The 25,131-nt window shown below is 66.6% G+C and carries 22 protein-coding genes; 8 read left to right on the forward strand and 14 right to left on the reverse strand.

The window, feature by feature from the left end; all coding sequences use genetic code 11:
* The first annotated feature begins 226 nt into the window (after positions 1 to 226).
* Positions 227 to 1,714, forward strand: a complete 1,488-nt coding sequence (locus K4043_RS12750; protein WP_265309548.1) for a DUF2235 domain-containing protein — start codon at positions 227 to 229, stop codon at positions 1,712 to 1,714.
* On the opposite strand, the gene K4043_RS12755 is transcribed toward K4043_RS12750, so the two are convergent.
* The 7 genes from K4043_RS12755 to K4043_RS12785 all read right to left on the reverse strand — a co-directional run bounded on the left by K4043_RS12755 (position 1,687) and on the right by K4043_RS12785 (position 10,696).
* Positions 1,687 to 2,547: a ferritin-like domain-containing protein gene (locus K4043_RS12755; RefSeq protein ID WP_123728476.1), complete on the reverse strand. Its 861-nt coding sequence runs from the start codon at positions 2,545 to 2,547 to the stop codon at positions 1,687 to 1,689. The two genes, K4043_RS12750 and K4043_RS12755, sit on opposite strands and share 28 nt — an antisense overlap.
* 9 nt (positions 2,548 to 2,556) lie before the next feature.
* Positions 2,557 to 4,023, reverse strand: a complete 1,467-nt coding sequence (gene purF / locus K4043_RS12760; RefSeq protein WP_019185825.1) for an amidophosphoribosyltransferase — start codon at positions 4,021 to 4,023, stop codon at positions 2,557 to 2,559.
* A 30-nt stretch (positions 4,024 to 4,053) separates the two neighbouring features.
* Positions 4,054 to 4,785 carry a CvpA family protein gene (locus K4043_RS12765; RefSeq protein WP_123728475.1) on the reverse strand — a complete coding sequence of 244 codons (732 nt, stop codon included), beginning with the start codon at positions 4,783 to 4,785 and terminating at the stop codon, positions 4,054 to 4,056.
* 58 nt (positions 4,786 to 4,843) lie between these two features.
* A complete protein-coding gene (locus K4043_RS12770) occupies positions 4,844 to 5,872 on the reverse strand; it encodes an SPOR domain-containing protein (RefSeq protein WP_265309549.1) in 1,029 nt (342 codons plus the stop codon).
* A 98-nt stretch (positions 5,873 to 5,970) separates the two neighbouring features.
* Positions 5,971 to 7,248: a bifunctional tetrahydrofolate synthase/dihydrofolate synthase gene (folC, locus tag K4043_RS12775; protein ID WP_265309550.1), complete on the reverse strand. Its 1,278-nt coding sequence runs from the start codon at positions 7,246 to 7,248 to the stop codon at positions 5,971 to 5,973.
* A gap of 51 nt (positions 7,249 to 7,299) precedes the next feature.
* A complete protein-coding gene (locus K4043_RS12780) occupies positions 7,300 to 7,944 on the reverse strand; it encodes a histidine phosphatase family protein (RefSeq protein ID WP_123728472.1) in 645 nt (214 codons plus the stop codon).
* Positions 7,945 to 8,533: 589 nt separating this feature from the next.
* Positions 8,534 to 10,696, reverse strand: coding sequence for a S46 family peptidase (locus K4043_RS12785; protein ID WP_123728471.1), 2,163 nt, complete (start codon positions 10,694 to 10,696; stop codon positions 8,534 to 8,536).
* Between the two features lie 221 nt (positions 10,697 to 10,917).
* Between K4043_RS12785 and tdh the strand changes: the two genes are divergently transcribed.
* Positions 10,918 to 11,940, forward strand: a complete 1,023-nt coding sequence (gene tdh / locus K4043_RS12790) for an L-threonine 3-dehydrogenase (protein WP_123728470.1) — start codon at positions 10,918 to 10,920, stop codon at positions 11,938 to 11,940.
* A gap of 186 nt (positions 11,941 to 12,126) precedes the next feature.
* On the opposite strand, the gene K4043_RS12795 is transcribed toward tdh, so the two are convergent.
* Positions 12,127 to 12,828, reverse strand: coding sequence for a TorF family putative porin (locus K4043_RS12795; protein WP_123728469.1), 702 nt, complete (start codon positions 12,826 to 12,828; stop codon positions 12,127 to 12,129).
* A 193-nt stretch (positions 12,829 to 13,021) separates the two neighbouring features.
* Between K4043_RS12795 and kbl the strand changes: the two genes are divergently transcribed.
* Positions 13,022 to 14,233: a glycine C-acetyltransferase gene (gene kbl / locus K4043_RS12800; protein WP_123728468.1), complete on the forward strand. Its 1,212-nt coding sequence runs from the start codon at positions 13,022 to 13,024 to the stop codon at positions 14,231 to 14,233.
* Between the two features lie 60 nt (positions 14,234 to 14,293).
* Here the strand turns inward: kbl and K4043_RS12805 are convergent, their stop codons facing one another.
* From K4043_RS12805 to K4043_RS12820, 4 genes are all read right to left on the reverse strand, one after another.
* Complete coding sequence (locus K4043_RS12805; protein WP_123728467.1) at positions 14,294 to 14,638, reverse strand: hypothetical protein; 345 nt, start codon at positions 14,636 to 14,638, stop codon at positions 14,294 to 14,296.
* Between the two features lie 91 nt (positions 14,639 to 14,729).
* Positions 14,730 to 15,581: a pseudouridine synthase gene (locus K4043_RS12810; protein ID WP_123728466.1), complete on the reverse strand. Its 852-nt coding sequence runs from the start codon at positions 15,579 to 15,581 to the stop codon at positions 14,730 to 14,732.
* A 19-nt stretch (positions 15,582 to 15,600) separates the two neighbouring features.
* The gene (locus K4043_RS12815; protein WP_123728465.1) at positions 15,601 to 16,110 is read right to left on the reverse strand and encodes a hypothetical protein; all 510 of its coding nucleotides are present in this window, start codon (positions 16,108 to 16,110) and stop codon (positions 15,601 to 15,603) included.
* A gap of 477 nt (positions 16,111 to 16,587) precedes the next feature.
* On the reverse strand, positions 16,588 to 17,679 hold the full coding sequence (locus K4043_RS12820) for an OmpA family protein (RefSeq protein ID WP_123728464.1): 1,092 nt from the start codon (positions 17,677 to 17,679) through the stop codon (positions 16,588 to 16,590).
* 371 nt (positions 17,680 to 18,050) lie between these two features.
* On the opposite strand from K4043_RS12820, the gene K4043_RS12825 reads away from it, so the two are divergent.
* From K4043_RS12825 to K4043_RS12845, 5 genes are all read left to right on the forward strand, one after another.
* Positions 18,051 to 19,076, forward strand: coding sequence for a zinc-binding alcohol dehydrogenase family protein (locus K4043_RS12825; protein WP_265309551.1), 1,026 nt, complete (start codon positions 18,051 to 18,053; stop codon positions 19,074 to 19,076).
* 98 nt (positions 19,077 to 19,174) lie between these two features.
* Positions 19,175 to 19,786 carry a hypothetical protein gene (locus tag K4043_RS12830; RefSeq protein ID WP_123728462.1) on the forward strand — a complete coding sequence of 204 codons (612 nt, stop codon included), beginning with the start codon at positions 19,175 to 19,177 and terminating at the stop codon, positions 19,784 to 19,786.
* 103 nt (positions 19,787 to 19,889) lie between these two features.
* Entirely contained in the window at positions 19,890 to 21,923 is a 2,034-nt protein-coding gene (locus K4043_RS12835) for an NADPH-dependent 2,4-dienoyl-CoA reductase (RefSeq protein WP_265309810.1), read from the forward strand.
* Positions 21,924 to 22,213: 290 nt separating this feature from the next.
* Positions 22,214 to 22,672 (forward strand): cell wall hydrolase, encoded by a 459-nt coding sequence (locus K4043_RS12840; RefSeq protein WP_088435200.1) that lies wholly within the window; start codon positions 22,214 to 22,216, stop codon positions 22,670 to 22,672.
* A gap of 89 nt (positions 22,673 to 22,761) precedes the next feature.
* The gene (locus tag K4043_RS12845; protein ID WP_265309552.1) at positions 22,762 to 23,373 is read left to right on the forward strand and encodes a glutathione S-transferase N-terminal domain-containing protein; all 612 of its coding nucleotides are present in this window, start codon (positions 22,762 to 22,764) and stop codon (positions 23,371 to 23,373) included.
* Positions 23,374 to 23,480: 107 nt separating this feature from the next.
* Here the strand turns inward: K4043_RS12845 and K4043_RS12850 are convergent, their stop codons facing one another.
* Together K4043_RS12850 and K4043_RS12855 are read right to left on the reverse strand one after the other, a co-directional pair.
* Positions 23,481 to 24,515, reverse strand: coding sequence for a suppressor of fused domain protein (locus K4043_RS12850; protein WP_265309553.1), 1,035 nt, complete (start codon positions 24,513 to 24,515; stop codon positions 23,481 to 23,483).
* 72 nt (positions 24,516 to 24,587) lie between these two features.
* Positions 24,588 to 25,082, reverse strand: coding sequence for a hypothetical protein (locus tag K4043_RS12855; RefSeq protein WP_265309554.1), 495 nt, complete (start codon positions 25,080 to 25,082; stop codon positions 24,588 to 24,590).
* Between the last annotated feature and the right edge of the window lie 49 nt (positions 25,083 to 25,131).

Consider the following 25,131-nt stretch of genomic DNA (forward strand, 5'->3'; position numbering starts at 1 on the left):
TTTGAGTGAAAAACGGAGTGGAGTCGGGGTTGCCGTCGGCCCTTGGGCCGGCACGCCCATCTGGCGCGCCCTGCCCCTGTGAATTCAATAGAAATTACAGATGGGATTTCAGAACTGTGATCGACTGCGCCTTGGTTCAGCGACGTCACGGCGGCTTCCGCAAGCGCTTGCGGCGAACGGATTCCGCGCTACCTTAGGCTGGCATCCTCGGGGAAACAGGGACGACATGGCGGTGGCAGCTACCCAATCGACAACGGGGGCGACGGTGTCACTGCACATCGGCCTGTTCTTCGATGGCACCCGCAACAATGCCGACAACCTGCAGCGTGCGTCACGCCCGCCAGGCGCCACCACCCCGGTGCCGCGGGTGTCGGCCGTGGTGGCCGACGATGCATCGCCCTACCAGAGCCGACTGACCAGCAGCTACAGCAACGGCCTGACCAACATCGCGCGGCTGCATGCGCTGTACCCGGATCACCGCCAGACGCCGCCGGCCGACGATACGCTGGCGCTGGCGATCTACATCGAGGGCGTGGGCACACGCACTGGCGAAGAAGACGACCTGATGGGGCTGGCGTTCGGGATCGGCCGAACCGGTGTGCGCGCCAAGCGACGCCGCGCGCTGGAGCAACGGTTGCCGGACGCGCTGCGCCAGCTGGCCCACGCGCAGCCCGGGCGCGCAGTGGGCAGTGTGCACGTGGACCTGTTTGGTTACTCGCGTGGCGCGGCCAGCGCGCGCGATGCGGTGGCCTTTCTCAATGCACCGGAGGCAGCCGCCTGGCTGGCCGAACAACTGCTGCGATGCGGCTGGTCACTGGCGCCGGGTTTTCCGGGCCCGATGCGGCGGGTGCGCTTCGTCGGTCTGCTCGATACCGTGGTGGCGATCGGCCGCCAGCATCGCGATGAAATGCCGGTGGTCGCGCTACCGGCGGGGTGCGCGGACAAGGTGGTGCAGCTGGTCGCCCGCGATGAGCATCGCGAGCATTTCGCGCTGACCAGTGTGGCACCCGAGCACGAGGAGATCGTCCTGCCCGGCGTGCATGCCAACATCGGCGGTGGCTACGACCAGCGCATCGAAGGACCCAAGCTGCTGAGCCGCCCGCAGGGGCAGTTGCTGCGTGGCACCGGACTGGCGGCAGGCGAGGTCCCACCACTGGCGCTGCTGCGCACCAGTACGGTGTACCGCGACGCACAGGCCACCTGTCGGCGCTGGCAACGCGCGCTGGGACTGGGAGATGACGCGATCTGGGTGGACGTCTGGCACCACTGGCAGCAGCAGCGTGTCGCCGGCAGCCGCAGCGTCCTGCCGCAATTCACCCTGCGTGCGTACGCGGCGGTGGTGCTGCGCCGCGAAATCGATGCGCGCTACCAGTTCATCGCCTTGCGGCTGCTGCACCAGCGGGCGGCTGCGGCAGGTGTCGCGTGGACGACCTCGCCGGACACGCTGCCCGCGCTCGCACTGCCTGCACAGCTGCAGCCCATCGCGGAACGGCTGTTGGCCGGCCAACCACTGGATGTCGCGCAGGAGCGCACGCTGCGCCAGCACTACCTGATGCAGTCCGCGCACTGGAACTTCGATGCGCTCGGCGATACCGCCCTGCTCTATGCAGCCGATGAAGGCACGCGGGAGTTGCCGTATCGGCCGGGGCCGGGCCTGTTCTACGTCAACCGGCCAACCGAAAGCGGTCAGCGCGTGGTGCTGGCCAACACCTGACCGCGCAGTTCGGTCTGTTCGATCAGCTCGGCCAGTTCTTCTTCGTCGAATCCGGCCAACAGGCGCGCTTCCAGGTTGAACGGGCCGTAGAGGTAGCCGCCGGCGTACTCTTTCAGCAGCGCCATGAACCGCGGTCGCGGCTCGACGTTTTCACGCGTGCAGTACCACCGATACCAGCGCGAGCCGGCGGCCACATGCGCCACCTCTTCGCGCAGGATGATCTCCAGCACATCGGCGGTGGCATGGTCGCCGCCGGCGCGCAGTTTCACGATCATCCCCGGGGTGACATCCAGCCCGCGCGCTTCGAGCACGCGCGGCACCAGCGCCATGCGCGCCAGCCCGTCGTGCGCGGTCTTCTCGCACATTTCCCACAGGCCGTTGTGCGCGTCGAAATCGCCGTAGGCATAGCCGTTGGCCTGCAGCCGATCGTGCAGCAGCATGAAGTGGCGCGATTCGTCATCGGCCACGCTCACCCAGTCGGCATGGAACGAGGTCGGCAGGCCGCGGAAGCGGTACACCGCATCCCAGGCCAGGTCGATCGCGTTGAGTTCGATATGCGCAATGGCGTGCACGAACGCGGCACGCCCTTCCACGCTGCCCAGGCCACGACGCGGCAGATCGCGCGGGTGGACGAGTGTGGGCCTGGCCGGGCGGCCCGGCATCCGGATCGGCTCCGGTGGCGGCGCATCGGCCGGTGCCTTCAGGCGACCGGCGCGGAACTGCACGGCGTAGTGCTGGGTCAACGCGACCTTGCGCAACGGATCCGGCTCGGCCAAACACTGCTGCGCGGCCTGCAGCAGATCGCCGGCCGCGCTGTCCAACACGTCACTCATGCCCTGCCCTCAGGCGCGACGCTTGTGCTTGGCATCGTCCGAACGCAGCTGCTGGATGCGCTCGAAATAGCCCGGCTCGATGCCGGTGGGGTAGACGCCGTTGAAGCACGAGGAATCGAACGACTTCAGCTCCGGGTTGCCTTCGCTCACCGCCGCTTCCATGTCCTCGATGTCCTGGTAGATCAGCCAGTCGCAGCCCAGGTGCTTCTCGATTTCTTCGATGCTGCGGTTGTGCGCGACCAGTTCTTCAGCGGCCGGCATGTCGATGCCGTAGATGTTCGGATAGCGCACCGGCGGCGCGGCACTGGCCAGGTAGACCTTGCGGGCGCCGGCGTCGCGCGCCATCTGCACGATCTGCTGGCTGGTGGTGCCACGCACGATCGAGTCATCCACCAGCAGCACCACGCGGTTGCGGAACTCCAGGTGGATCGGGTTGAGCTTGCGGCGCACCGACTTCACCCGCTCACCCTGACCCGGCATGATGAAGGTGCGGCCGATGTAGCGGTTCTTGATGAAGCCTTCGCGGTACTTCACCCCGAGCGTGTTGGAGATCTCCAGCGCGGCATCGCGCGAGGTGTCCGGGATCGGGATGATGGTGTCGATGTCGTGGTCCGGGCGCAGGCGCAGGATCTTCTCGCCCAGCTTGATGCCCATGCGCATGCGCGCCTTGTGCACCGAGACGTTGTCGATCATCGAATCCGGGCGGGCGAAGTACACGTACTCGAAGATGCACGGGCTGTGCTCGACCGGCTCGGCGCAGACTTCGGAGAACAGTTCGCCGCGCGCGGTGATGACCAGCGCTTCGCCCGGGCGCACATCGCGCACGCGCTGGAAGCCGAGCACGTCCAGAGCGGCCGATTCGGAAGCCACGATGTATTCGTCGCCTTCGGCGTGGGCGCGCTTGCCCAGCACCAGCGGGCGGATGCCGTGCGGATCGCGGAAGGCGACCAGGCCCAGGCCCAGCACCACGCTGATCACCGCATAGCCGCCCTTGACGCGGCGGTGCACGGCAGCCACGGCGCGGATCGCCGCTTCCGGGGTCAGCTGGCGCTGCGCGTCCAGTTCGAAGGCGAACACGTTCAACAGCACTTCGCTGTCCGAATCGGTGTTGACGTTGCGGCGGTCCTGCTCGAACACCTGCTGGCGCAGGGCTTCGGTATTGATCAGGTTGCCGTTGTGGGCCAGCGCGATGCCGTACGGCGAGTTCACGTAGAACGGCTGCGCCTCGTCCATGCCTTCCGAACCGGCGGTCGGATAGCGCACGTGCGCGATGCCGACGCGGCCTTCCAGCGTGGACATCCGCTTGGCATCGAATACATCGCGCACCAGGCCATTGGCCTTCTGCACGCGCAGGCGGGTGCCGTCGGCGGTGGCGATGCCGGCCGCGTCCTGGCCACGATGCTGGAGGACGGTCAGGCCGTCATACAACTGCCCGGCGACGTTCTGGTTGCCGACGATTCCGACGATGCCACACATGGTGCGAACTCTCCGCTGGGCTGCGCCCATCTACAGTGAAGGTGGCCGTGCCTGGCCGGGGGTACCGTTCCGTGCCGGAGCGGTGTCGTCCGGACGCGGGTGCGCCGGCTCGATATTGACTGGCAGTGTGGAAGCCGGCCCGCGCGCCGCAGCGTCGGCAGGTGCCGTCTCCCTCCCCTCGTCAACGGGACGCGGCCATCCGCGCCCTGCCACTACCTCGCCAAGGACGCCATTATCGCCTGTCGCGAGCGGCTTGCCCAAATCCATCGTCGGCAGTTGCGGCAGATTCACCTCCGGCAACGCCATCTCGGGCAGCTGCGCCTGCATCCAGCGCACGCCGGGTTGCAGCAGCGGCCGCACCTGCGAGGTCCGCCAGGCCGGCTCCTGCGGCAGCGGCGTGAAGGCGGCCAGCATCAGCAGTACGCAGCCCAGGAAGGCGCCGCGGACCAGGCCCAATGCGCCGCCCAGCAGGCGGTCGGCGCCGGTCAGGCAGGTGACCTTCACGGCGGCCTTGATCAGCATGCCGATCAGGCCAACAGCGATCATGACGATCAGGAACACCCCCAGGTAGCCGGCAACGTAATGGCCGGTGCCTGGTTCCAGCGGCGCTGCCCACCAGTGGGCTGCGTCATTGCCGAACAGGAACGCGGCCCAGCCGGCCAGCAGCCAGGACAGCGTGCTGACCACGATGCCGACAAAGCCGCGCATCAGGCCCAGCAGGACCGAGGCCCCGATCAGGACCAGCAGGACGATGTCGATCATGCCGGCAGGCCGGGCGCTACGGGCCGTCCTGCGGGTGCGGGGCGGCGTGGATCAGGCATCAGGGGTGCGGGCGGACCATGCCGGCCACGCCGACCTTGGCGGCCACCTGGGCCTTGAGGTTCTCGGCATCGGCGCGGTTGGCGACCGGCCCGACGCGGACCCGGTTGAGGGTGCCCTTGTCGGTACGGACCTGCTCCACGAAGGCGCTGAAGCCGGCGGCGCGAACTTTGTCGCGCAGCGCGTTGGCCTCCGCTGCCTGGCCGAAGGCACCGAGCTGCACGGCGAAACCGACGCTGCTGGCGGCCGGCGCCGTCGGAGCAGCCGGTGCCGCGACAGCAGTTTCGGGCTTGGGCGCCGGGGCCGGCCTGGGCTCGGGCTTGGGCGCGGCCGGCTTCGGTTCCGGCTTGGCGGCCGCGACCGGCTCGGCCGGCAGGGATTCGGTTTTCACGGCATTGCCCGACGGCGCGGCGGCAGCGCTGGAGGCGGCTGGAGCCGCCGACGGGGCTGGGGCAGTGGCGGCGGGCGTGGCGGCAACTGCGGTATCGGCGCGGGCATCCAGGGTGATGACCTCGGCCTTGACGTCGTTGCGCACCTTCACCGCCTGCAGGCGGCCGGCTTCGGCCAGCGCGCGATCGGCGTAGGGGCCGACGCGCACGCGCCAGGCCTGGCGACCATTGATCGTGGCCGGCTCACGGAAGCCGGCCAGCTGGGCGCTCTTCAACGAGGCGATCACGCGGTCGGCATCGGCTTCGGTGGCATAGGCACCGAAGCTGACGGCGTAGTTGCCCGCGGCCACGGCCGGCGAGGTGTCTGCCGGCGCCGTATCGGCGGCGACCGCAGCGCTGTCGGCCAGCGGCTGGGTGGTGGATGCCCCGCTCTGCAGGCCGGTGGCGCCACCAGTGGGTGCGACCAGCGGCAGCTCGCGGGTTTCGAACTGGCCATCCGATGGCGCGGCCGGTGCACTGATCGGCACGTTGGCGACACCACTGTCAGGTGCGGGACCCTTGACCAGCATGGGCAGGAAAATCACGGCCAACGCCACCAGGACGATGGCACCAATCAGTCGCTGTTTCAGAGGAGTATCCACGTGAAGGCAGGCAGGCGGCGCGGCGGAATGCCACGGCGATTATACGGGTGCGCGCGTGTGCGGCGGCTGATGCGGCTGAACGGCGCTGCAAAGCACCCTCAGGTACCGGGATCGAGGGTCTGCAGCGCTTGCGCGGCGGTGTGGAAGGAGCCGAACACCAGCACGCGATCGCCGGCCTTGGCCTGCCTTACGGCATGCTGCAGGGCATCCACGACGGTGGCATGCGGCGTAGCGCCGGCCGCCGCCGTACTGGTCAGGCGTGCCCGCAGTTCCTCGGCGCTCTGCGCACGCGCCCCCTCCAGCCCGGCCAAGTGCCACTGCTGGACCTGATCGGCCAAGGCATCGACCACCCCGGCGGCATCCTTGTCCTGCAGGGCGGCAAACACCGCGATGGTGTCGCCGGTGACGCGACTGGCCTTCAGTGCGGTGGCCAGTTCGCGTGCGGCCTGCGGGTTGTGGCCGACATCGACCAGCACCTCCACGCCGTCACGGTCAAAGGCCTGCAGACGGCCACGGATACGCGCGGCGGCAACGCCTTCGATGAAGGCGGTGCGCGGCAGCGGGCGATCGAGCGCACGCAGCGCGGCGATCGCCGTCGCGGCATTGGCGCGCTGGATGGGACCGCGCAGCGTCGGGTGCGGCAGTTCGATACGGAAGCCGACATCGCGCCAGCGCCAGCGCTCGCCATCGATGGTATCGGCGAAGAAATCGCTGCCGCCACGGATGGCGTTGGCACCCACCAGATAGGCACGCGCGAGCACACTCGAGGGCGGATCGATTTCACCGAGGATGACCGGCTTCCAGCCTCGGATGATGCCGGCCTTCTCGGTCCCGATCGCTTCACGGTCCTCGCCCAGCCAGTCGCTGTGGTCGATGTCGACGGTGGTGATCACCGCCACGTCGCCATCAACGATGTTGACCGCGTCCAGACGCCCGCCAAGGCCGACTTCAAGCACGGCCAGATCCAGGCCCGCCTGCGCGAACAGCTGCAGGGCGGCCAACGTGCCGTACTCGAAGTAGGTCAGCGTGGTGTCGCCACGCGCGTCCTCAATCGCGTTGAAGGCCGCCATCAGGGCGTCATCGGTGGCGTCCTGGCCATCGATGCGCACGCGCTCGTTGTAGCGCAGCAGGTGCGGCGAGGTGTACGCACCGACCTTCCAGCCGGCGGCGCGTGCGATGGCCTCGATGAAGGCCACGGTGGAGCCTTTGCCGTTGGTGCCACCGACCACGATGCTGCGCTCGGCCGGCGCGCCCAGCCCCATCGCCTGCGCCACGGTACGCACCCGGTCCAGCCCCATGTCGATGGAGGCGGGGTGCTGCTGCTCGATGTAGCTGAGCCAATCGGAGAGGGTCTGCGGGCGGGCGGTGGTGGTCATGGTCGTTGGATCGGAATCGTTGGGGCGGACGGCAGGATGGGACGCAGTGCGTTACAGCGCGCGGTGCTTGGCTTCGCCGAAGAACGGGGTGTGGTGCGCGCAGTCGTTGAGCCGGACCACGTCGAGCTGATCGAGGTCGGGGCCTTCGAGCAGGTTCAGCGTGGTCGGTGCCTGGCGGAAGGTCCACAGGCGCGAGATCGGCAGGCCGAGGATGCGGCACAGGATCACGCGGTTGACGGCGTCATGGGCGACCACCAGCAGGGTGTCGTGCTCGCCCAGGCCTTCAGCGGCACGGGCCAGGCCACGCCAGCTGCGTTCGAGCACCAGGCGCAGCGATTCGCCGCCGGGCATCAGGACGGTATCGGGCTCTTCGCGCCAGGCGCGCAGGCGCGAGGGATCCTTGTCGTGGATTTCGCTGGCCAGCAGGCCTTCCCATTCGCCGTGGGCGATTTCCTGCAGGTCCGGCTCGGTCTGCAGCATCGGGGCACGTTCGGCACCGAGGGCGAGCTGGGCGGTGAGCTGGGCACGCGAGAGCGGTGAGGCAACGGCGCGGGTGATGTCGACGGACTTCAGACGTTCCCCCAGTGCCTTGGCCTGGGCTTCGCCGATCGGCGACAACGGGATATCGATCTGGCCTTGGTAGCGGCCTTCGGCATTCCACGGCGTTTCGCCGTGACGGGCAAGCAGGATGCGCATGCGGACAAGGGGTCCTTGGGGGAGGAGGCTCCGGCGCTTCGTTCACATCCTGTGAAAGCACGCGGAACAGGGATGATACCCGGTCGCGGCTGTGAAGCTGTGTGGCTGTTTGGTGCACGTGATCTGCTTGCTCGGCGGCTTGGTGGCGGATGGCTCGTAAAGCATGGCGCCTGACGGCCCCGCGCAGGCTGAGGCCGGGTAGCCTCTGGCAGGACACGCCGTGAACCCATCCCTGGGGGCTCGTACGACGGCATCCATGCCGTCGAACGGTCCTGCCAGAGGCTACCCGGCCTCAGCCATCAAGGTTTCCAATGCTGACGCGGAGAAGAGGGCAAATGCAGTGCCGCTTCGCCTTTCCGTCCGCACACCGACATCTGTCCAGAGCGCGTCGGGCAGGGCTGGGCGAGACCGTTCGACCGCATGGATGCGGTCGTACGAGCCCCCATGGATGGGTTCACGGCGTGTCTCGCCCAGCCCTGCCCGGCGGGCTCCCGCAGGAGAAAGCAAGACGCCACGCGTTTGACTGTAATTCGCACATAAAAAAACCCCGCAGATATCGCTGCGGGGTTCTGGAAACCGACGTGTCGGCTTACTTGCTGAGGTTCAGTTCTTTGAGCAGCTGCGGCGCCGGCGCCACTTCCTGCATGATCCACTGCATGTAACGGCTGTCGACCGCGATCATGCGGGTCATCACCGGATCAAACACCCAGTTCGAACTCACCGACTCCCAGTTGCCATCGAAGGCCAGGCCGACCAGCTTGCCGTTGGCATCCAGCACCGGCGAACCGGAATTGCCGCCGGTGATGTCCAGGTTGGACAGGAAGTTCACCGGCACCGAGCCGATGCGCTTGTCTTCCAGGCCGCCGTAACGCTTGGCCTTGACCGCCTCCAGCAGCGCCTTGGGCGAATCGAACGGGTCTTCGCCGGTTTCCTTGGCAGCCACGCCTTCCAGAGTGGTGAACGGGGTGTAGTTCACACCGTCCTTGCCGTAGCCCATGACGTTGCCGAAGGTGATGCGCAACGACAGGTTGGCGTCCGGATAGACGAACTCGCCCTTGCTCTTCTTGTAGTCGGCCACGGCCTGCAGATACAGCGGGCGCGACACCAGCGACTCGCCTTCGCGGGTCTTCTTCTGCTCTTCCTGCTTGAGCAACGCCGGCATCACCGCCACCGCATACTGGATCGCCGGATCGGTGCTGGCTTCGAAGGCGGCACGGTCGGCCTTGAACCACGTCAGGCGCTCATCCAGGCTGCCTAGCTTGGTGGCAGAGAGCTTGCCGACCAGACCCTGCACGGCGGCGGCATCGCTGCCTGCCAGCCACTGGTTGAGCACTTCGTTGCTGCGCTGGGCCGCCGGCAGTGCCACGTACTGGCTCAGCCAGTAGGTCTGCAACTGCTGGTCCATGCGCGGCACGTAACGGCGGTCCATCTGCTTCAAGCCGCCTTCGATGGAAGGCAGATCGCGCTCCTGGTAACCCGCTTCGCGCTCGGCATCGGGTTTGCTGCGCTCGATCGACAGGCGATACAGGCTGATCGCCGAACCCACCGCCGAGGTGCTGTTGAACTGGCTGACGAACAGATCGCGCTCACGCGTGCTCTTGCTGGTGTCCAGGTGCTGGACCAACTGCGCGTGTGCGGCCAGAGCCGGCTTACCGGCGGCGCCACGCTTCTTCAACCAGGCCAGCACGGCGGCTTCTTCGGCCTGCTTCTGGCCAGCCGCGTCGATGCGCTTGAAGCCTTCCAGCTGACCGGCGTAGTTCTTGGCCACGTTGTTCATGCTGGCCGCGGTGGCGGCGTACTTCACCTTGACGTCCGGGTCGGCCTTGCCGGCTTCCTCGATCATCTTCAGCACCGCGTTGTAGTGGCGCGCGATGGTCGGGTAGGTCCAGCTGGCGGTTTCATTGAACTCGCCGGCCAGGGCGTAGCGGTTGGTGCGGCCCGGGTAGCCGGCCACCATCACGAAGTCGTCGGCGCCCAGCGGCTGGTCGGCGAATTTCAGGAAGTGCTTGGGCTGGTAGGGCACGTTGTCGGCGGAGAAGGCGGCCGGCTTGCCGTCCTTGCCCACGTAGGCACGGTAGAACGAGAAATCGCCGGTGTGGCGCGGCCACATCCAGTTGTCGATGTCGCCGCCGAACTTGCCGACGCTGCCCGGAGGTGCGTAGACCAGGCGCACGTCCTTGATTTCCATGTTGCGGAACAGGCGGTAGGTGTTGCCGCCGGAGAAGCTGTACAGGCGGCAGCGGAAGCCGGCATCGGCCTCACAGGCAGCGGTCTGGGACTTGTCGAAGGCCTCCAGCGCGCGGGTGCGGGCCAGCGGGTTCTTGCCGGCGGCGGCGATCGCGGCCTTGGCCTGGTCGGTCACGTCGGTGATCTGGTCCAGCACGAACACGCGGGCGTTGGGCCCGGCGCTCAGCTCGTCCTTCAGGGTCGGCGCATTGAAGCCGTCCTTGATCAGGTTCTTTTCAGCCGTCGAATTCAGCTGGATCGCACCGTAGGCACAGTGGTGGTTGGTGACCACCAGGCCCTGCGGGGAGACGAAGCTGGCGGTGCAGCCACCCAGCGCCACGACCGCGCCCATCGGGTCGCCGGTCAGGTTGGAGATCTGCTCCGGGGACAGCTTCAGGCCAGCCTGCTTGAGCGGGCCGGCGATTTCCGGCAGCTGCTGCGGCACCCACATGCCTTCAGCGGCATGGGCGACCTGGACCAGCCCAAGGCTGGCGACGACGGAGAAAGCGAGCAGGTTCGAGCGCATTGAGCAGCCCCTGGTGAAAGAACCGCCGATTCTAGCCCAGCCGCTGCGCCGTCCCGAAGCCCGGTAGAGCCGACCCATGGTCGGCTGGCCGCACGCAGTGCGGCAATGAGGGGCATGGCTACCTCCCGGCCCACCCGCGCTGCAACATGGGAAAACCGCCAGCGGCTCTATAATCCGCGCTTTCCCCCCAGACGAGTTCCACCCCGATGGCGCAGCAAACAATGAAGGCCCTGGTCAAACGCGAAGCCGCCAAGGGCATCTGGCTGGAAGAAGTTCCGGTCCCCACCCCCGGCCCGAACCAGGTCCTGATCAAGCTGGAAAAGACCGCCATCTGCGGTACCGACCTGCACATTTACCTGTGGGACGAATGGAGCCAGCGCACGATCAAGCCCGGCCTGACCATCGGCCACGAATTCGTCGGCCGCATCGCCGAGATCGGCCCGGGCGTGACCGGCTATGAGATCGGCCAGCGCGTCTCGGCCGAAGGTCATATCGTCTGCGGCCATTGTCGCAATTGCCGCGGCGGCCGCCAGCACCTGTGCCCGAACACCGTGGGCATCGGCGTCAACGTCAACGGCGCCTTCGCCGAATACATGGTGATGCCGGCCAGCAACCTGTGGCCGATCCCGGATCAGATCCCCTCCGAACTGGCCGCGTTCTTCGATCCGTATGGCAATGCCGCGCACTGCGCGCTGGAGTTCAACGTGATTGGCGAGGACGTGCTGATCACTGGCGCCGGCCCGATCGGCATCATCGCCGCGGGCATCTGCAAGCACATCGGTGCGCGCAACGTGGTGGTCACCGACGTCAACGATTTCCGCTTGAAGCTGGCCGCCGACATGGGCGCCACCCGCGTGGTGAACGTGTCCAACACCTCGCTCAAGGACGTGATGAAGGAACTGCACATGGAGGGCTTCGACGTGGGCCTGGAAATGAGCGGCAATCCGCGCGCGTTCAACGACATGCTCGACTGCATGTACCACGGCGGCAAGATCGCCATGCTCGGCATCATGCCCAAGGGCGCCGGCTGCGACTGGGACAAGATCATCTTCAAGGGCCTGACCGTGCAGGGCATCTACGGCCGCAAGATGTACGAGACCTGGTACAAGATGACCCAGCTGGTGCTGTCCGGCTTCCCGCTCGGCAAGGTGATGACCCACCAGCTGCCGATCGATGATTTCCAGAAGGGCTTCGATCTGATGGAACAGGGCAAGGCTGGCAAGGTCGTGCTCAGCTGGAATTGATCACCGGTGCCTTCGGCACAGATGATCAAGTGTCCATTCCACCTTGTTCCCGCGCCGTTGGCGCCCCCCTTGAACAACAAGGGGGCTGCTCTCCAGCAAGGGTTCCGGTGTGAGGCCACCATTGAAAAGGCGCCCATCCGGGCGCCTTTTCTGGTTCGCGAGGTGGCCGGCGGTGTCGGGTACCGGTTACTGCCCGATGCCGACCGTGAACACCACGCGGTTGTCAGCCAGCTTGCCGGAGTTGTCGCGGCCGTTGCCATCGGTGCCGTAATAGCCCAGGCCCAGGTTGAACAGGCCGAACTGGCGGCTGACGCCGACATTCCAATCGGTGTAATCCTTGGAGATGCCTTCTTCGAAGGTGCTGCGGCCGACGTTCGCGCTCAGCGTGAAGTCCTGCGGCAAGGCCCACTCGCCGCCCACGGCGTAGTACCACGCATCGGTGCCCGAATTGAACACGTCATTGGTGTAGGTCACGGTCAGGCTGTACTGCTCGGCGAACGTGGTCTTGGTGATGAACTCGTTGTAGGCCAGCTCGCTCGAGCCCGGATAGGTGTAGCGGTTGAGCAGCAGATCCAGGTTGACGTTGTCGGTCACGTCGAAGGCGTAGCCGATCAGGTAATCGACCTCGGCGTCCGGGCCGCCATCACCGAAATCCACCCCCGAGCCCCAGACACCGGCGTACAGACCCACCGGCGAGGTATAGGTGAAGCCAGCCTGGATCGTCGGATCCTCGTCGGTCTGGGACACACCACGGAACACGTAATCCGAGACACCGGTGACGTTCCAGCTGAACGGCGATTCGGCCTCGTCCTGGGCACTGGCGGCAAACGGGGCAAGCAGGGCGGCGCAGAGCACAACGGCGGCGGTACAGCGCGTGGCGTGGTTCATGCGGGGTCTCTCCAGACGTGGGGTGGGCGGAACGGCATCGGTTTACAGTTTTTTAACCTGATTGATATTGCGATGCAACAATCACGTCTGCAACCGTCTTCCGCCCTGCCCCGCCCATCCACCGCCGGCGGCAACCCCGCCGCGGCCCCCGGCAGGTAAAATCCGGGGTTTCCCGTGCCGAAGACTGCCTGCCATGACCGACGCCACCACCGCCTCGCTGACCCAGCACTACGTTGAAGAACTGGAGGCGATCCGCGCCCAGGGCCTGTTCAAGTCCGAGCGCATCATCACCAGCCCGCAGTCTGCCGAGATCACCTTGGACGATGGCCGTTCGGTGCTGAACTTCTGTGCCAACAACTACCTGGGCCTGGCCGACCATCCGGACCTGATCCAGGCCGCCAAGGACGCGCTGGATACCCACGGCTTCGGCATGGCCTCGGTGCGCTTCATCTGCGGCACCCAGGACCTGCACAAGCAGCTGGAAAAGCAGATCGCCGATTTCTTCGGCAAGCAGGACACCATCCTGTACGCGGCCTGCTTCGACGCCAACGGTGGCCTGTTCGAGCCGCTGCTGGGCGAGCACGACGCGATCATTTCCGACGCGCTCAATCATGCCTCGATCATCGATGGCGTGCGCCTGTGCAAGGCCAAGCGTTTCCGCTACGCCAACTGCGACATGGCCGATCTGGAAGCCCAGCTGCAGGCGGCCGATGCGGCCGGCTGCAAGACCAAGCTGATCACTACCGACGGCGTGTTCTCGATGGACGGCTTCATCGCCCCGCTGGATGAGATCACCGCGCTGGCGAAGAAGTACAACGCGCTGGTCCACATCGACGAATGCCATGCCACCGGCTTCCTCGGCGCCACGGGCCGCGGCTCGGCCGAGGTCAAGGGCGTGCTGGAGAAGATCGACATCATCACCGGCACCCTGGGCAAGGCCATGGGCGGCGCACTGGGCGGCTTCACCTGCGCCAGCGCCGAAGTGATCGAGCTGCTGCGCCAGCGCTCGCGCCCGTACCTGTTCTCCAACTCGCTGCCGCCGCACGTGGTCGCCGCCGGCATCAAGGCCTTCGAGATGCTGGCCGCCGCCGATGACCTGCGCGATACCCTGGCGCAGAACACCGCCTACTTCCGCGAGAAGATGACCGCCGCCGGTTTCGATGTGAAGCCGGGCGTGCACCCGATCAGCCCGGTGATGCTGTACGACGCGCCGCTGGCGCAGAAGTTCGCCGAGCGCCTGCTCGAGGAAGGCATCTACGCGATCGGCTTCTTCTTCCCGGTGGTGCCCAAGGGCCAGGCCCGCATCCGCACCCAGATCAGCGCCGCACACACGCGCGCGCACCTGGACCGTGCCATCGATGCCTTCACCCGGATCGGCCTGGAACTGGGCGTGATCAAGGGTTGACCGGACGGCGGCGCCTGGCGCGCCGTCCCCACAGAACGCCGGGCCATGCCCGGCGTTTTTTTATTTCTTCTTTTTCTTCTTGTCCTTGGCCTCTTCCTTGCTGGCCACCACCACCGGTGCCGCAACCGGACCATCCTGGCCATTGCCCTTGGCCACGCGGATGCCGTTGGCCTTCATCCAGGCGTCGAACTCATCGGCGCTCATGCGCTTGTCGCCATCGCTCATCAGGAAGCGGTAGCTGCCGCGGCCATCCAGCTCGGGGATCTTGATCTCCACCACCTTGTCGGTCACCGGCGGATCCTGTTTGGCGATCTGCTTGTGGCCGCCACAGGCGGTCAGCAGCGCGGCCGGCAACAACAGGCAGGCGCCGCGGAACAGGGAACGATTAAGGGTACTGACGTGCATGGTCTTACTCCCGGTGTTGAACGGAACGTCCCTTCGAAGGCCATCCATTGCCCGGGTCGATTGGCCTGCCACATGCCGGCAGGCCACAAGGTCACGGTGTGGCCGCGGCGCTGTCGGCCACGGCATAAAGCAGATCCAGATCGTGTGGGCTGAGCTCGCGCCAGGCGCCCTTGCCCAGCTCGCCGAGCGGCAGCTGGCCGATCGCCACGCGCACCAGGCGCAGCACGTTGATGTCGAACGCGGCAAGCAGGCGGCGTATATGCCGGTTGCGGCCTTCCTCCAGCACCACTTCCAGCCAGGCGGTCTTGTCGCCGCTGCGCAGCAGCGTGGCGCGCCGCGCACGCAGCACCTCGCCTTCGTCCTCGATCCCCGCGCACAACGCCTGTAACTGAGCGGCATCGGGAATCGCATCGATCTGGACGTGATAGGTCTTGTCCGGTCCGGTGGCCGGATCGGTCAGGCGCGCGGCCCATTGCGGATCATTGCTGAAGAGCAGCAGGCCTTCGCTGGCCTTGTCCAGGCGCCCGACCGGCGCGATCCACGGCAGCCCGGCAGCATCGAAACAGCGGTACACGGTGTCACGGCCGCGCTCGTCCTGCGCGGTGGTCACCAGGCCGCGCGGCTTGTTGAGCATCAGGTGCACGCGCTTGGGCGCATCCAGCGGCTGACCATCGACGCGCACATGATGGCGACCGTCGATGATCGGAAATTCGGGGTTGTTGATGACGCGGCCGTCGACCGTGACCCGGCCGTCGGCGATCCAGCGCGCGGCTTCGGTGCGCGAGCACAGCCCGGCCTTGGAAAGCACACGCGCCAGACCATGGCGCGGTGCACTCGGGGACGTGCTGGACGCAGTGGTGCGGGCGCCTGTTGCGGGGCTCGCACGCCGCTCGGGGCGGCGTGGTCGGGACGCGGTCGCGGCGGGTGGCCGGCGTGTCGTCATCGTGCTCCGCTCAGGCGGCTTACTTCTTGTCCGCCGGCTTGGTCTCAGCCGGTGCTTCGGGAGCGGCAGCCGGCACGGCGGCCGGCACCGGGCGCGCCTTGACCACGCGCACGCCACGCGCCTTCATCCACGCGTCGAATTCTTCGGCAGTCATGCGCTTGCCGTTCTGGCTCATGTCGAAGCGCCACGGCGTGTTGTCGAACTCGGTCTGCGGCTTGTAGGCGGCCGGATCGTTCGGGTTGATCACCGGTGCACTGGGGATTGCCTTGGCGATGTTCTGGCAGCCGTCGATGCGCAGGCGCTGCAGCACGCTGTCCAGCGACTGCTCGCGGTCGTAGCTGGAGGTCAGTACGCCGGCAGGCATGCCCAACTGGACGTTGCGGATGTACAGCTCTTCGGCAACCGGCGCGATCGCGGTGGCCGGCAGCGGCAGCGGCGATGCGCTGGCAGGTGCCGAACAGTCCACGGCAGCGTGGGCGGCGGGAACCAGGGCCAGGCCAAGCGCGGCGGCCAGTGCAAAACGCTGCATGAGATGCATCCAGGAAGGGGTCGACGCGGCGAGTTTAACAGCGCCACAACGTCTTTCAAGCGCCACTTTCAATGAATACGGCAACTTGTTGGATTTATTGTCGATTTCACGGATTCTGCCCGAATGCATGCGCGGAAATGCGGGTCTCATTGGTGAGGCAGTTGTGAAGCGAACGCCGAACGTTTTCAGTGGCAGCGGCCGGTGCGTCGAGCGCTGGACCGCGCTGCAACGAAAGGCCAGGTTTTACGTGGGCTTGCAGCATGCCCAGCCCCGTAGCGGCCGGTAGGCCCCTGGGCAAAATCAAGGAGGAGGCCGTCGCCGCAAGGCGGCGGCCGGGGGACATTTGCCGAGGGGCCTACCGGTCGCTGCGAGGCGTTACGTGGGCGCGAGGCCCACGTGGCAAAGTAAGAAAAGACAAAAAAAAACAGGGCCCGGCAATGCCGGGCCCTGCTTATTGAGACTGTACTGCCAGAAGGATTAGTTCTGGACGTTCAGCTCGGTACGACGGTTCTTGGCGCGGCCTTCCGGGTTATCCGAACCATCCGGGTTGGCGTTCGGCGCAATCGGGCGGCTCTCGCCGTAACCGATCGGACCGACCAGACGCGAAGCGTCAACGCCGTTCTGGGTCAGATAGTTGTACACCGAGGTAGCACGGCGCTCGGACAGCTTCTGGTTGTAAGCGTCGGTACCCTTGGAATCGGTGTGACCGGCCACTTCAACGCGCAGATCCGGGTAACGCTTCAGGATTTCCGAAGCCTCGCTCAGGATCGCAACCGCATCCGGACGCAGGTTCGACTTGTCGAAGTCGAAGTTCACGCCCTTCAGATCGATCGACACCGGGACCGGGCAACCGTCCGGACCGATGGTCTGACCCGGCTGGGAGTTCGGGCACTTGTCGTCGCAGTTGTTGACGCCGTCACCGTCGTCATCCAGATCGGCGCAGCTCGGGGCAACCGGAGCCGGAGCCGGCACGGCAGCGACCGGAGCCGGGCCCAGCGGGATCACGACACCGACCGAAGCCAGCACGTCGCCGAACCAGTCTTCGCTCGGAGCAGCAACGCTCTTGTCGTCGAAGTCAGCGCGGTAGGCCACTTCGGCACGCACGGCGACGCGCTTTTCGAAGGTGGTCTGCAGGCCGACGCCGAGCTTGGCGGCGAAGTTGCCGTCCTTGCGCTCACGCGGACCGTTGTTGTCCAGTGCTGCGTACTCTTCTTCCGACTTCTGGTAGCCCAGACCCATCAGCAGGTACGGGTTCCAGCCGCGGCCTTCCTGGATGAAGTGGCGACGCAGATCGACGGACGCGCCGTACTGGCTCCAGTTCAGATCCTGGTTGGCATCGAAGTTCGGGTTCTGGTAGTTCAGCTCGCCGTCCAGCGACCAGTTGGGGCTGATGAACTTACCGAGGCCCAGGGTAACGAACGGAGCGTCGTTGGTCAGACGGTCGCTATCCTGGAAGTTGAAGCCGGCCGAACCGGTCAGGTACCAGCGGTCGTCAAAATCCTGCGCCGATGCAGCCTGGGCGAAAGCCAGACCGCCCAGCAGCGCGGCAGTAAGGATCTTCTTGTTCATTGAGTACAGCTCCTATTTCGGGGGTATGAAACCGGTAGAGGCATGGGCCAGCACTACTGCGTCGTTTTCAGACTGCCGATTCAGCACGCCACCGCCGCGAACATTATGCTCAGGCGAGTGAAGGTGATGTTAACAGTCCCGTAACATGTGAAGACGACCACTAGACCTCTACCGGGTCCAGCTGGTGGCACCCTATACAGGTTGATGAAATTCCGCAAGACCCAGACGCGACAAGGGTTTTGCCTAATTCAGGCGAGGTCGGGACACATTTTTCACGAAAGGGTTCAAATCGCGATCACGTCGTGATTCAGCGCAGAAACAGCGGCGGCGTGATCCGTATGATGAAGATGATTCCCCCATCCGGAGCCGCCATGAAAGCCGTGGGATTGACGCAGTATCTGCCGATTGAAGACCCCGCCAGCCTGCAGGACCTGAGCATCGCACCACCGGGCGCACCTCAAGGACGTGATCTGCTGGTGCGCATCCACGCTGTCTCGGTGAATCCTGTCGATGCAAAACAGCGCGCGCCGCGTGCGCAGCATGAGAACCCGGCGCGGATACTCGGCTACGACGCCGCAGGTGTTGTTGAAGCGGTCGGCGAGGCGGTGACCGCGTTCGCACCCGGTGACGAGGTGTATTACGCAGGCGACGTCACACGCCCGGGCTGCAATGCGCACTATCAGTGGGTGGACGAACGCCTGGTCGGGCGCAAACCGACCACGCTGGATTTCGCCGACGCCGCGGCGTTGCCGCTGACCACCTTGACCGCGTGGGAACTGCTGTTCCAGCGGATGCCATTACAGCTCGATGACTGCCGTCATCGTGGCCAGCATCTGTTGATCATCGGCGGTGCCGGCGGCGTCGGCTCCATCGCGATCCAGCTCGCGCGGCATGCGGGCTTCACCGTGATCGCCACGGCATCGCGCGAGGAGACCCGCGCTTGGTGCGTAAAGATGGGTGCCGACCACGTGATCGATCATCGCCAGCCGCTGGCGCCGCAGTTGCAGGCACTGGGGATTGCGCAGGTGCAGGTGGCGTTGAATCTGGCCGACACCGACCATTACTGGGAAGCGCTGGGTGAGCTGCTGGCGCCGCAGGGGCATGTGGGGCTGATCGTCGAGCCGCGCGGTCCGTTGCGCATCGGCGATCCTTATAAAGCCAAGTGCATCGGCATCCACTGGGAATTCATGTTCGCCCGCGCGCGCTTCCAGACCGCGGACATGATCGAGCAGCATTGCATCCTCAACCGGGCAGCCAGCCTGATCGATGCCGGTGAACTGCGCACCACCGCGCACACGCACCTGGGCGCGATCAACGCGACGAACCTGCGCGAGGCGCACCGCCGGCTGGAAGGGGGAGGCGTGATCGGCAAGCTGGTGCTGTCCGGCTGGGAGTAACGCGCGCGCCGGTGTGTCATCGCACTTTCGTGCGCATCTGTATCTGTCGGCGGTACGCCGTGCCGCCTACAGTCAGTGGCCCTTCCGGTGAATCCGCCATGCCCACGTCCCTGCCCCTGCGCCTGCTGCAACTCCTGCTCGGCCTGTTCCTGTACGGCTTCGGCGCGGCGGTGATGATCCGCGCAGCGATCGGGGTGGCGCCCTGGGATGTGCTCTCACAGGGCATCGCGCTGCAGACACCGCTGTCCTTCGGCGTGGCCACCAATGTGATTGGCGCACTGGTGCTGCTGCTGTGGTGGCCCATCCGGCAGAAACCGGGGCTGGGCACCGTACTCAACGTGCTGCTGATCGGCCCCAGTGCCCAGTTCGGGCTGTGGCTGCTGCCGGAGGTGCATGGCCTGGCCTGGCAGATCCCGATGTTCGTCTGCGGCCTGCTGCTGGTCGCGCTGGCCACCGGCCTGTACATCGGCGCGCGCTTCGGCCCCGGCCCACGCGATGGTTTGATGACCGGCCTGCACGCCCGCACCGGCTGGCCGATCTGGATCGTGCGCAGCGCTATCGAAGGCACCGTACTGCTGATCGGCTGGTGGCTCGGCGGCAATGTCGGGGTGGGCACCCTCGCGTTCGCGCTGCTGATCGGCCCGCTGTGCGGCGTCACCCTGCCGCTGTTCGGCATCCGCAAGCCCAGCCCGGCAGCTGCCACGCCATAGCGGGCGTCCGTGCGGACCCGTGGTCGGCAGCGGGTGGACCATGCCCTTGCTCTTCAAGGGCATTCGCGGCACCCTGCGGGCTTCCGTACGCAAGCGTATCCATATGTCGCCAGCCGCCGAATCCACCGCTTACCCGCATCTGTTCACTCCGCTTGATCTGGGGTTCACCCAGCTGCGCAACCGCGTCCTGATGGGGTCCATGCATACCGGTCTGGAGGACCGTGCGCGCGATTTCCCGCGCCTGGCGGCCTATTTCGCCGAGCGGGCGGCCGGCGGCGTCGGACTGATCGTCACCGGCGGCTTCGCACCCAACGTGGTCGGCTGGCTCAAGCCGTTCGGTGGCAAGCTATCCTGGCCGTGGGAGGTGCGACCGCATCGCCAGGTCACCCGGGCCGTGCACGACAACGGCAGCAAAATCTGCCTGCAGCTGCTGCATGCCGGGCGCTACGCCTACCACCCCTTGTCAGTGGCACCCTCCAAGCTGAAGGCCCCGATCAACCCGTTCACGCCGCGGGCGCTGTCCGCACGCGGGGTGGAGCGCCACATCGCAGACTACGCGCGCAGCGCGCGGCTGGCCCGCGAGGCCGGCTACGACGGCGTCGAGGTAATGGGCTCGGAAGGCTATCTGATCAACGAGTTCATCGCCCCGCGCACCAACCAGCGTACCGATCGCTGGGGCGGTGACGCCGCCCAGCGCATGCAGTTCGCGGTGGAGATCGTGCGCCGCATCCGCGAGGCCTGCGGGCCGGACTTCATCATCATCTACCGGCTCTCGCTGGTGGATCTGGTGCCCGACGGCAGCAACTGGGCCGAGATCGTGCAGCAGGCGCAGGCGATCGAGGCGGCGGGCGCAACGCTGATCAACTCCGGCATCGGCTGGCACGAGGCGCGCATCCCGACCATTGCGACCTCGGTGCCGCGCGGCGCCTTCGCGGCGGTTACCGCCAAACTCAAGCCGCACGTGCGCGTGCCGGTGATCGCCACCAACCGCATCAACATGCCCGACGTGGCCGAGCGCATCCTTGCCGAAGGCGCTGCCGACATGGTCTCGCTGGCGCGGCCGCTGCTGGCCGACCCGCAGTGGGCCAACAAGTCGCGCGCCGGCCGCCCGGAGGCGATCAACACCTGCATCGCCTGCAACCAGGCCTGCCTGGACCACGTGTTCGAGAACAAGACCGCCAGCTGTCTGGTCAATCCGCGCGCCGTGCACGAGACCGAGCTGGTCTACCGCCCGACCACCGCCCCGCGCCGGATCGCCGTGGTCGGTGCCGGCCCGGCCGGGCTGGCCTGCGCGACGGTCGCCGCCGAGCGCGGCCACGCGGTCACGCTGTTCGATGCCGGCAGCGAGATCGGCGGGCAGTTCAATGTCGCCAAGCGCATCCCGGGCAAGGAAGAATTCCACGAGACGCTGCGCTATTTCCGCCACAAGCTGGACGAGACCGGTGTCGAGGTGAAGCTGGATACCGTGGCCGACGTGGCCGTGCTGGCCGGTTTCAACGCGGTGGTGATCGCGACCGGCATCACCCCGCGCCGGGTCGATTTCCCCGGTGCCGACCATCCCAAGGTGGTTACCTACCTGGATGTGCTGCTTGGCAGGGTCCAGGTAGGCGAGCAAGTCGCGATCATCGGCGCCGGCGGCATCGGCTTCGATGTCGGCGAGTTCCTCGTCCACGAGGGGCCCTCCTCTGCGCTGGATCCGGCACGCTGGATGGCCGAGTGGGGCGTGGACCCGTCGTTCGAGGGCCGCGGCGCGCTCGCCAAGCCGGCGCCTGAGGCACCCGCACGCAAGGTCTGGCTGCTGCAGCGCAGTCCGGGCAAGCCCGGCGCGCGGCTGGGCAAGACCACCGGCTGGATCCACCGCGCCACGCTCAAGGCCAAGGGCGTGAGCATGCTCGGTGGCGTGGCTTACCTGGGCGTGGATGACAGCGGCCTGCGCATCCGCGTGGATGGCCAGGAACAGCTGCTGCCGGTGAGCCATGTGGTGGTCTGCGCCGGCCAGGAACCGCGCCGTGATCTGCACGCCGCGCTGCAGGCCGCTGGCATCCATGCGCAGCTGATCGGCGGTGCGGATGTGGCCGCCGAACTCGACGCCAAGCGCGCGATCGATCAGGGCAGCCGGGTCGCCGCCGCGCTCTGATCCGGGTCAAAACCGACCTGAATACGGGGCTGAACCGCCGATTCAGCCCCACCTCCGAACCTGAATGTCAAGCTTTCGGGTTCAGGATGTATTGGGAAATTCCCCCCTATCGTGCGCCAACTTTCCCGCTCACCACCCAGTTCGAGTGAGCGCGCGGACCCCACGTCTATTCGGGTCCGCCCCCGGGCGGCCCCGATGGCCGCCTCCCCATGACGCCAAGTCGTACCCACGCCCCGTCCGCACGATCGGATGGAACAGCCAGGTGCGGCCCACACGGAGCAAGGAGATTTATGAAACTGGCCTGGATTCTCTGGCTGTCACAGTTGTTGCCGCAGCCTGCCGCCGATTCGTTGTGCCTGAGCACGACCGTCTACCTCGAAGCGCGTGACCAGACCCTGCGCGGCCAGCAAGCCGTCGCGGAAGTGGCCCTGCGCCGCCTGGACAGCGGCCTGTGGGGCGACTCGATGTGCCAGGTGGTGACCGCCCGCAAGCAGTTCGCCCCGACCATCGTCGCGCCCGGCACCCAGCTCGGCAACGCCGATGCCTGGCAGGAAGCGATGACCGTCGCCTTCGACGCCGAGCGTAACTGGGCCCTGCCGGCCGGTGAGCGCAAGGAAATCGTTCCGGGTGCGAGCCACTTCGCCGCCCTGGCGATCGCCAACCCGAGCTGGCGCAACGCCTACCAGGTGGCCACGATCGGTGATCACACCTTCTATCGCGTGCAGAAACTCAAGCCACGCGCGTCGTAACGATCTGTTACGGCCATACCGTTGAGGATGCGGGGCCCCCTCTGGAATAGTGGGCGGCTGATCTTCCACCCATCCGCAACGGAGTTCCCATGAAGCTGTACAGCAAGCCCGGAGCCTGCTCCACCGCCGACCACATCGCCCTGCAGTGGACCGGCCAGCCGTTCGAGGTGGAACTGCTCGACAAGGACACCCTGAAGGCCCCCGCCTTCCTGGCCATCAATCCGGCCGGCTCGGTTCCGGCCGTCGTCGATGGTGATTTCGTGCTGACCCAGAACGCGGCCATCCTGGGCTACATCGCCGATACCTACCCGCAGGCCGGCCTGACCGGTGACGGCAGCCCCAAGCAGCGCGCCGAAGCCACCCGTTGGCTGTCCTTCGTCAACTCGGACCTGCACCCGGCATTCAAGCCGCTGTTCGGGCCGGGCACCTTCATCGAAGATGACACCCAGTACGACGCGCTCCGCGCCACCGCCCGCAAGCGCCTGCGCGGCCTGTTCGAGCGCGCAGATGCACAGTTGGCCGACCGCCCCTGGCTGGCCGGGTTCCGCAGCTTCGCCGACCCGTACTTCTACATCACCCTGCGCTGGGCCGCGGGCGCGAAGATCGACCTGAGCGGCCTGGACAACATCGCTGCCTTCAAGCAGCGGATGGACGCCGATGCCGGCGTGCAGGCGGTACTGAAGGCCGAAGGCCTCCTGTAGAGCCACCCCAAGGGTGGCTGCAGGCGGTCCGGCCAGAACACACGCGTCCGGCCGGACAAGGAGCCACGCATGGCGTGGCTCTACCCGATCGTACGCAGCACATTGCCCTAGGCATCGCGCAGTTCGCTCGGCTCCACCACCACCTGCAGCGCCGGCCAACCCGGGATCGCATAGGTGCCACGGCGTGGCAGGACCGTGGCGACCAGTGCCTGCACCGTGGCCGGCGCCAACTGGCAGTCCAGCGCATCGCCCTCGACCACCAGCGCATTGACGGCCGCCGGCGACAGCGTGATCTGCCGATCGTTGCCGACCAGCGTCAATGGCTGGCCGAACAGCAACCGCGCCGGCAGCAACGCGAGCAGCGATTCCACCTGGCGCGCTCCCAGGGTCACGGTCACCTGCTGCGCATCGCCCTCGCCCTGCACCGAGCCGCCCAGCTTTTCCAGGAACAGATAGGCCGTTTGCGAGCCCTCGCGCGCCGCACCTTCGGCGACCGCGGCAGCCAGTGCGGGATCGTCCAGCAGCGAGTCACGCGCGATATCGGTGATCCACAGCGGCATCTTCGGCAGCAGCGCCTCGAGCACGCCCGTGGTCGACCAGCGCTTCACCGCCTCCATCTCGTCATCGGTCAGCCCGATCACCTGCAGGAATTCCAGCGAACCGTTGGGCGTCTCGCGCGGCGGCAGCTGCGGGTCGCGCATGAAGGCGACGTGCCGCAGCAGCGTATCGGTGTCGGCGGCGATCGGCCCGCCTGCGTTGAGGTAGTGACCCTGCTGGAACACCTTGCCATTGGCGAACACGTAGCGCGCCAGGTTCTGCAGGAAGTTCATCGCCCACGGCGGTGGCTCGCTGCCCGCCGCGGCGGCAACCCGGAAGCTCAGCTCGAAGCCGTAGCCACTGGTGGCCGGATCATCGCTCTCTTTTTCATACAGCTCGGAGAAGCCATAGCTGACAAAATGCCAGTGCGGCAGCGGGGCATCGTTCCAGTACGCGCTGATGCCGTCCAGCGGATCCTCACCACCCAGCAGCGACCGCAACACCGGGCCGTAATGCTGCGGCGCCTGCGTGGGATACACCGCCTTCAACGCGGCATCGATGGCCTCCCACCCAGGGGCGCCGTCGTCCTCGATCTCATCCACCATCGCTATTCTCCCGCACACGAAACAGCACGCATTCTAAACAGCGTGCTGCCTGGCTGCCGTCGACGTATCGCCTCAGGCGATCACGACCTCGGTGTGCAGCAGCGCGTGCGTTTCTTCCAGCCAGCGGTTGGCCAGTGCCGGGCTTTTCGCCTTGCTGATCGCGGCGGCCATGTCCGGCCACAGCTTTTCCAGGCCGCCGGCATCGGTGCAGCGCTCGACTTTCAACTGCATGAAATACCCCTTCAGACCGAGGTGTCTGCGCACCGATTCGCTCATCCAGTCATACAGCCGCTTGTACAGCTCCGGATCCTGCTCGCGCCCGGCAGTCAGCGCCGTGGCGACCACCGGTGCGGCGCTGCCACCGACGATCTCGATCAAGCCCATTGCCGACAGCTGCGCCAGCGCATCGTCCGGTGCGCGCAGGCCCGGCAGCAGAGCGGTCAACACGGTGTCATCGCGCTGACCATCGACCATCAGCAGCATGGACCGCAGCGCCGGCGGCAGGCGCCGCGCACGATCCTCGATTTCCTGACGGCCAGCGGCCGTCTTGGCATGAATGTACGCCATGTACTCCCCCCTTCACGTGGTGCATTACCGCGCGTGGCACCGGCCGTTC

Origin of the sequence: Stenotrophomonas sp. SRS1, from assembly GCF_026130205.1 — a bacterium.
Classification (GTDB): domain Bacteria; phylum Pseudomonadota; class Gammaproteobacteria; order Xanthomonadales; family Xanthomonadaceae; genus Stenotrophomonas; species Stenotrophomonas rhizophila_B.